Genomic DNA, 15,264 nt, shown 5'->3' with positions numbered 1-15,264 from the left:
CGGGCTGCCACTCTCTCTATCTCAGGGCGCCGTTCCGACGAAGGAAATTGCGTGGGATTTCGCTCTCCCACAATCGCTTGGCGCGATGGTGGACCGTTTGCCGATTTAGCTCGCCGTCGCGCTGCCCGCGCAAATCTTGGCGGCCTGGACCTCGACATCACGGGGATCGAGCGTGGCGCCGGCGAGTTTGACGGGATCGTCGATGTCGCGGCTGACGATCGATACGCAGCGATCGAACCCGGTTGGCCGGAGCGCCAGCGTGGCCGCGATTACACCAGCGCCGAGCAGGATCGAAAGGGCAATCACGGCAGTTCGCATGGTCTAGCGCTCCACATCCATGGTGATCACAACATCGGCGCGATCCCGCGACAAGCGTACCAGGTCATAATTCGGCAAGTCATTGCGCTCGATATGGGCGCGGTTGCGCTCTTCTGAGAACAGGCCTTCCTCGCCATGGCGCTTGAGCAGGCGGGCCTTGACGATGTCGCGCGGGACATCGACGAAAACCGCGTAGTCGAGCAGCGGTTTGACATCGGCCCAAGGTGCCTCGGCGAGCAGCAGGTAATTGCCTTCGACCACCAGAATGCGGACTTCGGTCGCAACGGCGAAGGCGTTGTCGACGACATCTTCGATCTTGCGGGAGTAGCTGGGGCCGCTAACTGCGGTGGTCGCGGTTTTCAGGGTGCGCAGGAAATCGACGAAGGCAGCGCCTTCGAAGGTGTGCGGAGCACCCTTGTAGTCGACCTGGCCCATAGCCTCGAGCTTGGCATGCTTCATGTGGAAGCCATCCATCGGCACCAATTGCGCGCTGCCGGGATGAACGGCATTGAGCATGGTCACGAGCTCGGCGGCGAGGGTGGACTTGCCGCTGCCCGGGCCTCCGGCAAGGCCGATGGCGATGCGGTGGCGGGCCTGGCTTTCCATTTCGAGGACGTGCGGAACCAGCCGCTGGAGTGCCTGCTGCGGGGTCAGTCTCAGATGCTCGGGGACCATCAGCGCGCCTTGGTGAGGCGGATGATGAGCCAGATCGGAACGACCAGCGCGGCACCGGTCAGGATATAGGCGCCAATGCTGCGGAAGGCGCCGAACCCGTCGCGCAACGCGTCGCGGAACAGGTCCACAGCGCCGCGGATAACGCTTTGCGGGCTGATGCCGAAGACACTCATGACAAAGCCGACCACCAGCGAGAGCAGCACGAGACGGATAACGACGCCGGTGGGGCTGCCACCAAAGAAGCGCTCGAGGCCCGTGCGGCGGGGCGCTTCGCTCTGGGATTGATCGGTCATGGCATGTCCTCCGGCGGCCTGTTGCGGTGCTGGGGGATCATATAGGCTGTTTTTTGATTTGCAGAAGGTGTGCCTTGCGAACTTCGTGGCCGACCACCACGCTTCCCCCCGTTATCACCGACTGGTTCGCCCGCAAGGGCTGGGCGCCGCGGGCGCACCAGCTCGACGTGCTGGAAAGCTGGAAGGCGGGAGCGTCGGCGTTGCTGATTGCGCCGACCGGGGCGGGCAAGACGCTGGCCGGTTTCCTGCCAACGCTGACCGACCTAGCGGATGGCTCGTTCGATGGGTTGCACACGCTTTACATTTCGCCGCTCAAGGCGCTGGCGGTGGACGTGCAGCGCAATCTGATGGCGCCGATCCTGGAGATGAACCTCAAGATCAAGGTGGAGACGCGGACCGGCGACACGCCCGGGCACAAGCGGGCGCGGCAGCGGTCCAACCCGCCGCAAATCCTGCTGACCACACCGGAGCAGTTGTGCCTGCTGATCGGCCATCCGCATGCCGACCTGTTCTTCGGCTCGCTCAAGCGCATCGTGCTCGACGAGTTGCACGCGCTGGTGACCTCGAAACGCGGCGAACTGCTGTCGCTGGCGCTGGCCCGGATCGCCAAGCTGGCGCCGGACCTGCAGATCACGGCGCTGAGCGCTACGGTGGCGCGACCGGACCTGCTACGTGACTGGATCGCCCAACCGGTGCCGGGGCGGGAGACGCATCTGCTGACCGCGTCGGGCGGAGCGCCGCCAGTACTCGAAATTCTGGAGACGGAGCAGCGGCTGCCGTGGGCGGGGCATTCGGCCAATTATGCCCATCGCGACCTCTATGAGATCATCAAGCAGCACAAGACCACGCTGCTGTTCGTCAACACGCGGTCGCAGGCCGAAATGCTGTTTCAGGGGCTGTGGGCGGTCAATGACGACCTGCTGCCGATCGCGCTGCATCATAGTTCGCTGTCGGTGGAGCAGCGGCGCAAGGTCGAGAGTGCGATGGTGGCCGGCGACCTCAAGGCGGTGGTCTGCACCTCGACGCTCGACCTGGGCATCGACTGGGGCGATGTGGACCTGGTGGTGCAGGTGGGGGCACCCAAGGGGTCGTCGCGCATGCTGCAGCGCATCGGCCGCGCCAACCATCGGCTCGACGAACCATCGAAAGCGGTGCTGGTGCCATCCAACCGTTTCGAGGTGCTCGAATGCGAGGCGGCGCTGGAGGCGGTGGCCGAGAACCACCAGGACAGCGAAGACCCGGTCAGCGGCGGCTATGACGTGCTGGCGCAGCACATCCTGGGCATGGCCTGCGCCGAACCGTTTGCCGCCGACGACCTCTATGACGAAATCCGGCGCGCCTGGCCCTATCGCGATATCGAGCGCGGACAGTTCGACCGGGTGCTGGATTTCGTGGCGACCGGTGGTTATGCGCTGCGCGCCTATGAACGCTATGCGCGGCTGAAGCCGACCGCGGACGGGAGGTGGCGTATCGCCAATCCGCAGGTGGCCCAGCAATACCGGCTCAATATCGGGACGATCATCGAGGAGCCGATGGTGCGGGTGCGGCTGATCCGGTCGCGAGGTCTCAAGAAGGGGCAGTCCAACAGCCCTATTGGAGCCGGTGGCCGCGTGCTGGGGGAGATGGAGGAGTATTTCTTCGGCACGCTGCTGCCGGGCGACACCTTCATGTTCGGCGGCGAGATCGTGGCGTTCGAGGGGATGAAGGACAACGAGGCGTTCGTGAGCCGGGCCCAATCGGCCAACCCCAAAATCCCCTCCTATATGGGGGGCAAGTTTCCGCTGTCGACCTATCTCGCCGAACGGGTGCGGCGAATGCTGGATACGCCCCAGAGCTGGTCGGTATTGCCCGACCAGGTCAGCGACTGGCTGCGGCTGCAACGCGACTTCTCGGTCATGCCCAGGCGCAATGACCTGCTGGTCGAGACGTTTCCGCGCGGGGCGCAAAACTACCTGGTCTGCTACCCGTTCGAAGGGCGGCTGGCGCACCAGACGCTGGGCATGCTGCTGACGCGGCGGCTGGAGCGGGCGCGGGCACGGCCACTGGGTTTCGTTGCGTCCGAATATGCGCTGGCCATTTGGGGACTGGGCGACCTTTCGGCCTTGATCAAGACGCAACGGCTTTCGCTCGACGAGCTGTTCTCGGAGGACATGCTCGGTGAGGATCTCGAGGACTGGCTCGATGAATCGGCGCTGATGAAGCGGACGTTCCGCAATTGCGCGATCATTTCGGGGCTGATCGAGCGGCGCCATCCGGGCAAGGAGAAGTCCGGCCGGCAGATCACCATGAGCAGTGATCTGATCTATGACGTGCTCTACCAGCACGAACCGGACCACATCCTGATCCAGGCGACACGGCGCGATGCGGCGCGGGGATTGCTCGATATCGAGCGGCTGGGCGACATGCTGCGGCGCATTCGCGGGCACATCGTGCACAAGCCGCTGGAGCGCATTTCGCCGCTGGCGATACCGGTCATGCTCGATATCGGCAAGGAGCCGATTTTCGGGGAGGGCCGCGAATCAGCTATGGCGGATGCTGCCGACGAATTGATGCGCGAGGCCTTGGGCCGCAGTTGAATCAGCTTCATTATCGAGCCGAGATCACGGAGACGCCGATCTTGCGCTTTGCCGGACACAATTTCGAACCCCTGCCCTCCGGCGGCCTCTACTGGCACGCCCAGCAGACGCTGCTAGTGGCGGACTTGCACCTCGAAAAGATGAGCAGCTTTGCCCGGCAGGGCCAGATGCTGCCGCCCTATGACACAGGGCTGACGCTGGCGCGGCTCGAAGCCGATATGCGCCGGACGGGGGCACAGCGGCTGGTTTCGCTCGGCGACAGCTTTCACCGCGACGAGGGCACGACGACGCTCGGTGACGCCGACCGAGCCCGGCTCGACATGATGACCGATATGGCCGAGTGGATCTGGCTATCGGGCAATCACGATCCGCGCCCGCATGCCCTGGGCGGGCAATGCCTGAGCCGCGTCGAGTTCGCCGGGTTGACGCTGACGCATGAGCCGGAGCGCGGAGCCTCGGGGCTGGTCGCGGGGCATCTGCATCCAGCGGCGCGCGTCTATATCGAAGGTCGTTCGACGCGCCGTGCCTGCTTCGTGCATGACAACCGGCTGATGATCTTGCCGGCCTATGGCTCGTCGACGGGTTCGATCAATATCCTGTCGCCGGCATTTCTGGGGCTGTTCCAGATGGCGGGGCTGGAAGTGACGATGCTGGGCAAGGACCGGACGTATCCGGTGAGCCCAAAGCGGCTGGTGCGGGGATAGCAGGGGCTCTCTCGTATACCCCCCTCCTAGCCTCCCCCTGACAGGGAGAGGGACCGCGCGGTGGACGGGCGAAATCGCATTTAAAGACTCGATCTGTTCCTCCCCTATCACGGGGAGGTTGGGTGGGGGTTTCTACCGCTTGAACAGGACGCCGCCGAGCCAGCCGGTGAACAGGGCGAGGATGACGCAGACCAGGCCGTAGAGCAGTGGGTATTGGACGGCGGACAAAGCCAGAAAGCGCTCGAAGCCGATCTTGCGCACGGCAAAGCCCTCCGACTTGCGGGCGATGATCTCGCCGTCCTTGAACACATAGGTCAGCGCCAGATAGGGGCCGGGCGGCGCATTGCTCGGCAGAGTGAGGCGCGCGGAATAGAAGCTCTCCGAGAGGAAATTGACGCCGTTCTCCTGCATGCCGAACAGGCCCTCCTCGCTCATCAGCCGGACGAGTTGCCGGCCGAAGATGGCGCCCTTCCACCAATCGCCACTATTGGCCACCAGGGTATGGGCTTCGGGCAGGATGTAGTTGGTGGTGAGGGTGGTGACGTCGGTGATGTCGGTCAGCTTGCCGCTCGACAGGACGTGGAAGTAGCTCGGGAAATTGTCGAATTCGACCTGATCGGTGTTGAGCCAGATGCCGAAATTGTGGGTCTTCTGGCGGGCGACGCGGTTCTGCGTCGGGCCAAGCACGACCACCACGACATGGAATGGGCCCTGGACGAATTTCTGGTCCGAGCCCGCGTCGGGGGCGATAGAACCGAAAAAGGTCATGCGCTCGCCATCGAAGCTCGAGGTGATTTCCACCGAGTCGTTGGAGAGCTGGGAGACCAGCCGCTCGGCCTGAACGGGCACGACGAGGATCAGCAGGACTGCGGCGAGAGCCGCCAGCGCCCTCATTTGGCCGGTCCCAGCACGGCCATGCTGAAGACATCGGCAGGCGCCAGCACCAGCGATAGGCCGAAGCGGATGGCGACGGCCAGCACCAGCAATGCCAGAAGGCCCCGCAGCTGCTCGCCGCGCAGATATTTTCCGGCCGAAGCGCCGAACTGGGCGCCAGCGGTGCCGCCGACCATCAGGCAGAAGGCCAGCATGATATCGACGCTCTGGCTCTGCACGGCGTGAAGGATGGTGGTGGCGGCCATCATGGCCACGACCTGGGCCAGCGACGTACCGATCACGACATTGCCCGGCACGCGCAACAGGTAGACCAGCGCCGGCACCATGATGAAGCCGCCGCCAATGCCCAGCAGCGAGCCAACGAAGCCAATGAACAGGCCAATGACCAGCACCGGCAGGACACTGATATAGAGCCGCGACTTCTTGAACCGGACCCGCATGGGCAGGCCGTGAATCCAGTTATGCTGATTGGGCAGGCGCTCGCGCACCACGATGCCCTTGCGCGCCTTGAGAATGGCGCGCGTACTCTCGATGAGCATGAGGACGCCGACAAAGCCGAGCAGGACGAGGAAGCCGACGGAAATGAACAAATCCAGCTGGCCGGCATCGCGCAGGATGGCGAAGGCCGCGACACCGCCAAAGGCACCGAGAATGCCCGAAAGCACCAGATACATGGCCAGATGCAGGTCTATGCCGCCGCGCCGGTAGTGACTGAGCGCCCCCGACGTGGACGCGGCCACGACCTGACCGGTGACCGAGGCCACGGCCACGGGTGCCGGCACGCCGGAGAAAATCAGCAGCGGCGTCAACAGGAAGCCGCCGCCAACGCCGAACAGACCCGACAGGAAACCGACCGCCCCTCCGATCCCCACGAGAAAGAAGAGGTTCACGGACATCTCTGCGATCGGCAGATAGATCTGCAAGACCTTGTTCCGTCAAAAAACTTGTTCCGTGCAACCCTACAGGGTCGTACGTCAACAATAGGTCAAAGGTTCCCGCTTTTCGGCGGGAACCGGACAATGTTTCGGGCTTAGGTCCGGCACCCAGGGGTGTCAAACCAAGATTTTATGTCAGACGAGCCCGTTCGTGGCCTCTCAGACGGGCTGACTGCCCAGCACCGCCAGCAGCCGCGGATTAATGGCGCCGCTTTCGCTCATGCCGGTGCTGCGCTCGAAGGTTTTGATGGCCTCGGCGGTCTTGGGCCCGGCCAGGCCGTCAGGCGTGCCAACATCGAAGCCGAGCTTGGCCAGCGCCTGCTGCACCTTGGCAACGACATCCTTGGTGGAAATCGGCTCACCCGGATCAAAGGTCGGCGACCAGGTGCCAAGCGGGGCGAAGTTGGCGGCCAGATCGATCGGCTCGGCCTTGAATGCGGCGACTTCGGCACCAACGCGGCTTACGGCATCGGCGCTCAGCGACTTGGCGATATCGTCCCGTGCCTTGCCGGCGTCGGCATCGCCACCCTGAGCGGCCAGCGAGAACCACTTGTAGGACTGCTCGAAATCCTGCTCGACGCCGAGGCCACGGGCATAGAGCATGCCCAGGTTGAACTGGCTGTCGGTCATGCCGCGGGCAGCGGCCTGCTGGAACCACTCGGCAGCGGTTTCGAACTCCTGCTCGCCCAGCACGCCACCGGCATAAAGCGCGGCCAGATTGTGCATGGCCATGCGATTGCCGGCCTCGGCACCGCGCTGGTACCAGAGCTTGGCGACTTCCATGTCCTTTTCGACGCCGGTGCCGGTCTCGTAGAGATTGCCCAAGCGGTATTGCGCCGGCACGAAGCCCTGAGCGGCGGAGCGCTCATACCACTTAGCGGCTTCGATATAGTCCTGGGTGACGGCACGTCCCTCGGTGTAGATCGCACCGATTTCGAACTGGGCTCGGGCATCGCCGTCGGCCGCTGCCTGGCGCAGTTCGAGCGGGCCCACGCCTTCGGGCGGCAGATCGAAGGTCTGCGGCACGGCCGGCGCGTCAGGAATGCTGGCGGTGGTTTCAGGCGAGACCGCATCGGCGGGTGCATCGAGCGGAGCGATTTGCGCGGCGCTGGCGTTGGCCGACAGTGCGGGCGGCATCGGCGCAACGATTGCTGCCCGGGTGAAGGTTGAGGGCACAGCCGGGTTGATCGACGCCGTGGCCGTACCGTCGATCATGTCGATGATGCGCGGCTCGGGCTTGACCAGCGATACATCGTCGGTCGCGGTGGGTTCGGCCGATGGTGCCGGAACGGCCGGTTCGGCAGCGGGCGCTGGCGCCGGCGTGGCGGCGGGCCGCCGCTGCAGCACGAGGTTGACGGCCAGCACCGAGACCAGAATGACGAGCGTGCCGAGGAGCAAAGCGCGGCGATTGCGCGCGATAAAGCTCTGCTTGACCACCGGATCGCCATCGATGCCGAAAGCGGGTGCGGTGGCTGCGGGTTCGGCCGCCTTGCCGCGCTTTTCCTTGACCGGCTTGGGGGTTTTGACAGGCTTGGCCGGTTTCTCGGCCTTGACCTCAGGGGCGACGATCTCGGCGGTGGTGGCGTCTGCTGCCGGCTGAGCCGTTGTCGATGGCCGGAAGCGCGACAGAGCCCGGCTGATGGCGGACGAACCGGTCGCGGCGGGAGCCGCGGTTTCCTGGCGGGCGCGCTGGGCCCGGCGGGCCGCGGCGACGAAAGTGCTGGTATTGTTCTGGCTAACCGGCGCGTCAACCTGAGGCGCGGCCAGCGGGGCAGCGGGAGCGAAGGGGTCGGTGCTGGTTTCGGCGAAGCTCGATTGCGGGCGCGGCGGACGCTCGACGCTGGCTACGTCGAAGGCGGGACGCTCGGCAACTGCCGGGCGAGCGGGCGCTTGGGCAGGTTGCGGCCGCGCAGCGACCTTGGCGTCGAGCGCGGTGCGTACCGGGGTCGTATCCTTGAAGCCGGGATCGACGAGCGGCGCTTCGTCGGCCGGATTGGCGGGCATGGCATCGTTGCGGACGTCAGCCTGCGGACCGGCCAGTGCGGCCAGCATGGCGTCGAGCTTTTCGGCGCGGCTTTCGGCCGGCTTCTCGGCTTTGGGAGCCGGTGCAGGGATAGCTTCGTCGAGGACGGGCTTTGCCGGCTCGGCGAGTGCGCGGTCGGACCGAGCGGTCAGGGCGGCTTCGAGGCGGGTCAGCCGCTCGGCGGTGTCCTTGCCGGCGGTATTGAGCAGGGCCGAAACGCGCTGTTCGAGCGCGCTCATGCTCTGCTGGCTGATGTCGCCGGAGGTTGTCGCTGGGGCGGTCTTGGCCACGGCGGCCGAGGTCTTCTCGGCCACCATGGTGGCGAGAGCTTCGTAGTCCGGGCCTTTACCAGCGGTCTTGATCAGGCCGGTGATCCGATCCTCGATGCTCTTGAGGCTATCGGGGCCGAACATGGCGACCGGCGCCGGGGCCTTGCGGGTCACGGCATCGCTGGTGCGTTCGGCGACCAGGGTTGCCATGGCCTCCAGATCGGTGGCGTCGGACGGGGCGGAATAGAGCCGGGCCAGACCATCGAGCTGGGAGCTGGTTTCGTCCATGCGCTGCATCAGCAGCTTGAGCTGGCTCTCGACCTCGGCGGTATCGCCGCGCTGTCCGGCCAGCGCCTCAATCTGACTTTCGATGCGATTGAAGCGAGGCTCCATGCCCGAGATGACCGCGTCGCGCAGCGCCGAAATGTCCTGCTTGAGCCCGACAACCTCGCCATTAGAGGTTTCAAAATCGCCTATGCGGGCGGCGAGGGCGTCGACCTTGGCGACAAGCTTGCCGGGGGCAGCGGTGCCGTCATTCATGGCCTGGGTGAACGCCGCCATCTCGGAGGTAAGGCGTTCGAAGTCACCCGATGCGAGGGCGACGGTCTTCTCGATCGAGTCGATGCGGTCGTAGACATTGCGCACGCTCTTTTCGATGGCGTGCATGGCAGGCGCGAGCGTCCCGGCCGCTTCGGCGACCGGCTCGGCGGCCCGGCGGTCTTCGCGAGCAATCTCGCGCTCCATCTGCTGGGCCTGGAGTTCGGCGAGCTTGCCCACGGTGGCCGAAACGTCATCAAGGCGGCCATTGATGGCGGAAAGATCGACCTTGGGTCCGGTTTCAATCAGCGCGGCCAGCGCACCGATCTGCGATTCGAGGCGCTTGACCTGGCCGGTCTCGCCGACCGCGCCGGCCAGCAGTTCCACGACATGGGTCAGTTGCTCGACCTGGCTCGCCACTTCGCGGACGCTGCCATTGCTGGAGCGCTGCGACTTGAGCTCGCCCTCAAGGCGTTCGAGGCGATTGGACAGGCCGCCGACCAGGGCGTTGAGCTCGCGGAATTCGGGTTGATCGGCGGTGCGGCGGCCGAGGCCCGCGACCGAACCGGACATCTGGCGGCCGCGGATTTCGGCAATCGCGTTGCTGAGCGCATCCTGCTCGTCGACCACATCGTCGCGCTCGCTGAAACGGTCGACCGCCCGCTTGACGGTGCGCAGCGCCTCACGGCGGCGCACCGAGGTCTCGGGGCCAACCACCTGGTCGCGCAGGTTGCGGACGCGTTGGGTCAAACCAGCCAGTGCCGGCTCGGGTTGCTCGACGCGGGCGTATCGTCCCTCGACCTGATCCAATAGCGCGACAAGTTCGCCGCGCAAGGCCTGCCATTCCCCGGGCTGCGGATCGGCGGCCGGGTCGGACAATTCCTGGAGAGGGTTAGCGCGGGCCATGAGCGGTACCTGTCGTGAAAAGACGGTCCCCTCGCGATTCAACACGAAGGTATGACGGTCACTCTTGGGAAAACATGGTAAAGAACCCGTTAAGCATTGCCGCATTATGCAAGAGCCATGGCCCCGATGAGCTGATTTTCTGGGGTTTTGACGCGGTTGAGTCGGTATCACCCCGAATGACCGCCGCCGGAGACCATCACGACCATGACCCGCCGCCGCATTATCATCGTCGACGACCACCCTCTGTTCAGGGCCGCGCTGCGGCAGACCCTGTCGGGCGGCGACGCGACGGTAAGCGTCGAGGAAGCGGGCGATCTCAACGGCCTGAGCACGGCGCTGGATGCAGATCGCGACTGCGACCTGGTGCTGCTCGATCTCAATATGCCGGGGGTGCGCGGGTTTTCGGGCCTGCTGCTGTTGCGGGCGCAGTATCCCGATATTCCCGTGATGATCATCTCGGCGGTCGAGGACAATACAGTCATCCGCCGGGCCTTCGAGCTGGGGGCCGTGGGCTATCTGCACAAATCGGTGGGACCGACGGAAATCCGTCGCGCCATCGAGACGGTGCTTTCGGGCGAGGTCTTCGTGCCCGAGGGTACGACACTGGGTGGCGACGATGCCCATACCGCGCTGATGCGGCGGCTATCGACGCTGACGCCGCAGCAGGTGCGCGTGCTGATGATGCTCAGCGACGGGCTGATGAACAAGCAGATCGCCTATGAGCTGTCGATCTCGGAAGCCACGGTCAAGGCGCATGTTTCGGCTATCCTGCAAAAGCTGGATGTCGACAGCCGCACCCAGGCGGTGATTGCAGCGGCCCGCATCGAAGACGGGCAGTTCGAGGCGCTGTTCTCGATCGGGGCGGAAAAGGCCTAGAGCGTCGCCCGTCCCGCGGCCCAATCGGCCGTCTTCGCACCCACCAGTTGCGAAATGTTGGTCTTACCCTCGGCCCGCACGGCGGCAACCAGGCCGCGCTTGATGCGGTCGAGCAGGTCGAGCCCTCCGAAGACCAGAGCCGAATAGAGCTGGATGGCGTCGGCGCCGGCCTCGAATTTGGCGAGGGCCGATTGCGGGGAGTGGATGCCCCCTACCCCGATGATCGGCAATTTGCCGACACGCTGGCGCATCTGCGCCAGGCGGATCGTGGCGAGATCGAAGAGCGGCTTGCCCGAGAGGCCGCCGGTTTCGCTGGCATTTTCCTGACCGGCGACGGCGTCACGGGTAACGGTGGTGTTGGAGACGATGAGGCCATCGAGATCGGTGGCAAGCACCACCTTGGCGATAGCGTCGAGCGCTTTTTCGTCGAGATCAGGCGCGATCTTGAGGAAGACCGGCACGCGGGTCTTGGCCTTGGCGCGGGCGGCCAGGGTTTCACCGAGGAGGCGGCGCAGGGCCTCGTCGGCCTGCAGATTGCGCAATCCGGGCGTATTGGGCGACGAGACATTGGCGGTGAGATAATCGGCGATATCGGCGAAGCGCTTCACGCCCAGCACGTAGTCGGCGACGAAATCCTCGCTGTCCTTGTTGGCGCCGATATTGACGCCCAGCGCGGCGGGAACGCGCAGGCCCTTGAGGCGCTCGAAGGCCGCCTCGTGACCCTGATTGTTGAAGCCCATGCGGTTGACCACACCCTCGGCGGGGTGGACACGGAACAGGCGCGGCTTGGGATTGCCCGATTGGGGGCGCGGCGTCACGGTGCCGATCTCGACCATGCCGAAACCCATCAGCGCCAGCGGACGCGGCACTTCGGCATTCTTGTCGAAACCGGCGGCCATGCCGACCGGGTTCTTGAGATCGAGGCCGCAGAGGGTGGTGTGGAGTTCGGCGCCATCGGGATGACTTTGCTCAGGCGCGAGGCCCAGGCGCAGGGCGGTGATGGTCGCGCCATGGGCCGTCTCCGCATCCATCTTGAGCAAGGCCTGCTGCGTGAGGCCGGACAAAGCCGGCACGCGCAGCAGCGGCGAGAGCGCGGAAAAGATCATCGAACCGCCTCGGGCAAGGTGCAGGAGCCATCGGCAGCAACGCTGAGCGGCGCTTCCCAGGCGATGGCGCTTGATGGCAGCGGCCCGCCATAGAGATGGGGGAACAATGCCCCGCCGCGCGAGGCCTCCCAGACCAGGTCGTCACCGAGATCGGCGGTGCGCACGCCGAGCAGCACGAGACCGGACTGGCCGGCAAAGTGCAGTCGCAAGGTTTCGGCCAGTTGCGCAGCGGTGGAAAAGTGCATGTAGCCATCGGCGGCGTCGATCGGCATGCCGGCAAAGGATGCCGTGCCGCGTGCGGGCGCGTAGGCTGTTTCAGTGGCAATCTTGTAGATCAGGTCGGGGGCGTTCATGGCCGGGAACCTAATCGGGGTCGCAGAAGCTCGCAAGCAGTGCCGAGAGCAGAATCGGCGTCCGCGAAGCTTTCTTCGCCGACGCCGAGACCCGTTCGGAAGCAATCAGTCGCGGCTGAACCGGATGTAAGCGGTGCCGCCAGCGGCGACTTCCACCTTTGCGGTGCCGGTAGAGAAATCGATCGGTGACACGACCTCTTCGAGCGGATTGACGGTATTGGCCGACCGGAAGCTGTGCTGGGGCATGGCGATGCTCACCGCGACAGCCTTGTCTTCCGGATTGACCAGGGTCAGGACCATGCCGTCGGCGTCCCATGCCTTGCGGACACGGCTGGTGACTTCGCTGTTTGCCGCGACCGTTATCAGCGGCGTTGCCGCTTTTTCGGTCGAGGCATAGGCGCGGACGACGACTGGGGCTGTACCGGTGGTTTCGGCGAAGGCGCGGGCGGCCGCGACGTCGAGCTGGGCCTGCGGCAGCAGGCGGAAGCGGGCCGGGATGCCACCACTTTGCGAGATGGCGAAATTGGTGTCCCAGTGATTGTTGAGCACCCAGAAGGCCAGGCTCGGTTCTTCGCCCTGGCGGCCGGAACCGACATTGCCGGTCTGGATGCCGAAGGGCTGCACCAGGGGCGCATCAGGGGCGGCAACGACCATGGCTCCGGCATCGGTGGTGATGGCGGCGAAACCTTGAATACCCACCCAGGCCTCGCAGGACAGCGGCAATTGTTCGGTCACCGGGTCGATGACGCGATCGCCCATGTCGAAGCGGATGCCGGGTGACTGTCCCGGCGCACCGAACTTCACATAGAGCGATTCCGGGGTTTCGATCGGCGTCTTGTGCGTGACGGTGTCCATTTCGACGCCCTGCCCCTGATGCGGGAGGCGGTAGGTAATCGACATCTTGTCGCCGTGGTACCAGGTCAGCGTCAGGGCGATCTCAATGCCCATCGTGTTCTGGGTGACAGCGCCGATGGTGACCGTGTCGGCGGTGCGGCGGGCATAGGCGGTGGTCTTCGGCCAGACCAGAGTTTCCATATGGCTCCAGTCGAAATTGCCGCCGAAAGTGCCGAAGCGCCGCAGGCCGGCATTTTCCAGCGTTTCGTAGACAGCCTGCCCCAGTGGATGGGCGGCAGAGACGCATTCGCGATCGGCCGCCTTGTCGCGCAGGGACTTGATGGAGCCATCGATCGGATTGACTTCGAGCCGGTAGCGTTCGTTTTCGATCCAGGTGGGGCCGGAGGCGAGACCACCGGCGGGACGTGCGGCAACCGGCTTGACCACGGCCTCGCCGTATGGGGGCAGGTCGACGGCAATGACATGGGTCGATGAAGGCTGGTCGGTGTCGCGCACCATCATGCCGGTCAGGTAATGCTCGCAGACATAGGCATCGAGAATGGTTTGCGGTGACGAGCCGGCGTGATCGCGGACCACAGGCCAGTACACCGAACGCGGCACCGAGGACGGGTTCAGCACGTAGTAGGACTGCTCCTCGGGACGCATCGGTAGGCTAACCGAGCTCAGGCCGTTATCGCCGACGCGATCGATGCGGCGCAGGCGGAAATCGCCCTCGACCTTGCCATCCACTACTTCGCGCGCCCGCTTCTGGGCTTCCTTGCGCACCGTTTCCTGGGCCAGGGCGAAACCGTTATGGGCGCGGCTGGTTTTCCAGTTGAGCTGGATGCGGCTGAACGGGGAATCGGGGCGGCTGATGGAGCAGAAGGCGCCCCAGGTATGCTCGTCATAGAGCTGGATTTCGTCGGCCGCACGGTCGAGCAGGGTCACGTCACCCTTGGCGCTGAAGGATGACAGCAGGTCAACCACCGGCAATAGCCGCTCAGCCGAGCGCGCCAGCATGGTCTCGTAGGCGGTGGAACCGACGCCGTCGACCCAGAAATCGGACCAGTCGCCGCGATGGCTTGCTACCGGCTCGGGGCTGGCCGCGACGGCTGCCCGCACCCCGTCCATGGCCTGTTCGATCGTGGCCATGCGCAGCTTGGGCGTACGACCCTCGGCATTCCAGCGTTCGACGAATTCGGAGGTGCCGCGGGTGGCGTAACCATTGTCGGGGGCGGCGATGTTGGTGATCGGAACGATGGCCGTGGGGTAAGGATACTGCGCACGTTCATCAAGCTTGCCGAGCACGCGATCGATGGTGGTCTGGGTGCGCTGGAGGTCGTTGTCGCCGAAGAAGAAGGTGTTGACGCCCACCGAATAGTGCCAGCCATGCACGGTGAACAGGTCGCGGCCCGAAGGCGACTGCCAATTGAAGACGCGCTGCATGTCGTTGAAGTGCATGCCGCGATGGGGATTGGGGCTGAGGAGGAAGCTGTCGACACCCATGTCCAGCAGCAGGTCGGTCCAGTACCAGCCGAGACCGTTGACGTCGCACTGGATGGCGACGCGGGCATCGATGCCTTCGCTTTTGAGGAAATGCAGGTGCTTGAGAGAACGGATGGCATTGGCCGGGCTGATCAACGGCGTCCAATGCACCGGCATGGCGCCGATGCCGATCAGGCCGCGCTGATGGAAGTCGCGGAAGCGATCTTGCTGCTTGCTCGAGGCATTCCGGAACCAGTCGGCGGTGATGTAGGTCACCTCGCAGGTCCAGCGGAACTTGGAGGCCTCGTCGCGATGCTGTTCCTGTTCGATCAGGTCAAGCGCATCGTCGATGATCATCCGCTGGTGGCGGAACAGGGTATCGGCGTGGTCGGTGTAGCCGATATCGGTATGGGTGTGATTGATGATCAGAAGTTCTTTGATGCTCATGGCTATGCTCTGAGGGTGACGTATTGGCGGGAT

12 protein-coding genes are annotated in these 15,264 nt (G+C 64.9%); 3 read left to right on the top strand and 9 right to left on the bottom strand.

Annotated features, from left to right (window positions below; translation table 11 throughout):
• Nucleotides 1-105: 105 nt before the first annotated feature.
• Genes MF606_RS03265 through MF606_RS03255 form a run of 3 tightly spaced genes read right to left on the bottom strand, consistent with a single transcriptional unit; the run spans nt 106 to nt 1,286 of the window.
• Nucleotides 106-318 (bottom strand): hypothetical protein, encoded by a 213-nt coding sequence (locus MF606_RS03265; protein WP_240232229.1) that lies wholly within the window; start codon nt 316-318, stop codon nt 106-108.
• A gap of 3 nt (nt 319-321) precedes the next feature.
• Entirely contained in the window at nt 322-993 is a 672-nt protein-coding gene (locus MF606_RS03260; protein WP_240232228.1) for a nucleoside/nucleotide kinase family protein, read from the bottom strand.
• Nucleotides 993-1,286, bottom strand: a complete 294-nt coding sequence (locus tag MF606_RS03255) for a DUF6460 domain-containing protein (RefSeq protein WP_240232227.1) — start codon at nt 1,284-1,286, stop codon at nt 993-995. The genes MF606_RS03260 and MF606_RS03255 overlap by 1 nt, the downstream gene beginning before the upstream one ends.
• A gap of 74 nt (nt 1,287-1,360) precedes the next feature.
• Between MF606_RS03255 and MF606_RS03250 the strand changes: the two genes are divergently transcribed.
• Together MF606_RS03250 and pdeM are read left to right on the top strand one after the other, a co-directional pair.
• Nucleotides 1,361-3,862 carry a ligase-associated DNA damage response DEXH box helicase gene (locus MF606_RS03250; RefSeq protein ID WP_240232226.1) on the top strand — a complete coding sequence of 834 codons (2,502 nt, stop codon included), beginning with the start codon at nt 1,361-1,363 and terminating at the stop codon, nt 3,860-3,862.
• Nucleotides 3,863-3,903: 41 nt separating this feature from the next.
• Nucleotides 3,904-4,566 carry a ligase-associated DNA damage response endonuclease PdeM gene (gene pdeM / locus MF606_RS03245; RefSeq protein WP_240232225.1) on the top strand — a complete coding sequence of 221 codons (663 nt, stop codon included), beginning with the start codon at nt 3,904-3,906 and terminating at the stop codon, nt 4,564-4,566.
• A gap of 132 nt (nt 4,567-4,698) precedes the next feature.
• Here the strand turns inward: pdeM and MF606_RS03240 are convergent, their stop codons facing one another.
• The 3 genes from MF606_RS03240 to MF606_RS03230 form a co-directional block, all read right to left on the bottom strand.
• On the bottom strand, nt 4,699-5,460 hold the full coding sequence (locus tag MF606_RS03240; RefSeq protein WP_240232224.1) for a TIGR02186 family protein: 762 nt from the start codon (nt 5,458-5,460) through the stop codon (nt 4,699-4,701).
• A complete protein-coding gene (locus tag MF606_RS03235; protein WP_240232223.1) occupies nt 5,457-6,383 on the bottom strand; it encodes a sulfite exporter TauE/SafE family protein in 927 nt (308 codons plus the stop codon). Before MF606_RS03235 ends, MF606_RS03240 begins: the two co-directional genes overlap by 4 nt.
• Nucleotides 6,384-6,554: 171 nt before the next feature.
• Nucleotides 6,555-10,130 carry a peptidoglycan-binding protein gene (locus MF606_RS03230; RefSeq protein WP_240232222.1) on the bottom strand — a complete coding sequence of 1,192 codons (3,576 nt, stop codon included), beginning with the start codon at nt 10,128-10,130 and terminating at the stop codon, nt 6,555-6,557.
• 204 nt (nt 10,131-10,334) lie between these two features.
• Between MF606_RS03230 and MF606_RS03225 the strand changes: the two genes are divergently transcribed.
• The gene (locus tag MF606_RS03225; RefSeq protein ID WP_240232221.1) at nt 10,335-11,006 is read left to right on the top strand and encodes a response regulator; all 672 of its coding nucleotides are present in this window, start codon (nt 10,335-10,337) and stop codon (nt 11,004-11,006) included.
• Here the strand turns inward: MF606_RS03225 and MF606_RS03220 are convergent.
• From MF606_RS03220 to MF606_RS03210, 3 genes are all read right to left on the bottom strand, one after another.
• A complete protein-coding gene (locus MF606_RS03220) occupies nt 11,003-12,112 on the bottom strand; it encodes a quinone-dependent dihydroorotate dehydrogenase (RefSeq protein ID WP_275693120.1) in 1,110 nt (369 codons plus the stop codon). The two genes, MF606_RS03225 and MF606_RS03220, sit on opposite strands and share 4 nt — an antisense overlap.
• A complete protein-coding gene (locus MF606_RS03215; RefSeq protein WP_240232219.1) occupies nt 12,109-12,465 on the bottom strand; it encodes a DUF952 domain-containing protein in 357 nt (118 codons plus the stop codon). The genes MF606_RS03220 and MF606_RS03215 overlap by 4 nt, the downstream gene beginning before the upstream one ends.
• 105 nt (nt 12,466-12,570) lie before the next feature.
• Nucleotides 12,571-15,231 (bottom strand): glycoside hydrolase family 38 N-terminal domain-containing protein, encoded by a 2,661-nt coding sequence (locus MF606_RS03210; RefSeq protein ID WP_240232217.1) that lies wholly within the window; start codon nt 15,229-15,231, stop codon nt 12,571-12,573.
• Between the last annotated feature and the right edge of the window lie 33 nt (nt 15,232-15,264).

Origin of the sequence: Devosia lacusdianchii, assembly GCF_022429625.1 — a bacterium.
GTDB lineage: Bacteria > Pseudomonadota > Alphaproteobacteria > Rhizobiales > Devosiaceae > Devosia > Devosia lacusdianchii.
This window is presented reverse-complemented; position numbering and strand designations above follow the sequence as displayed.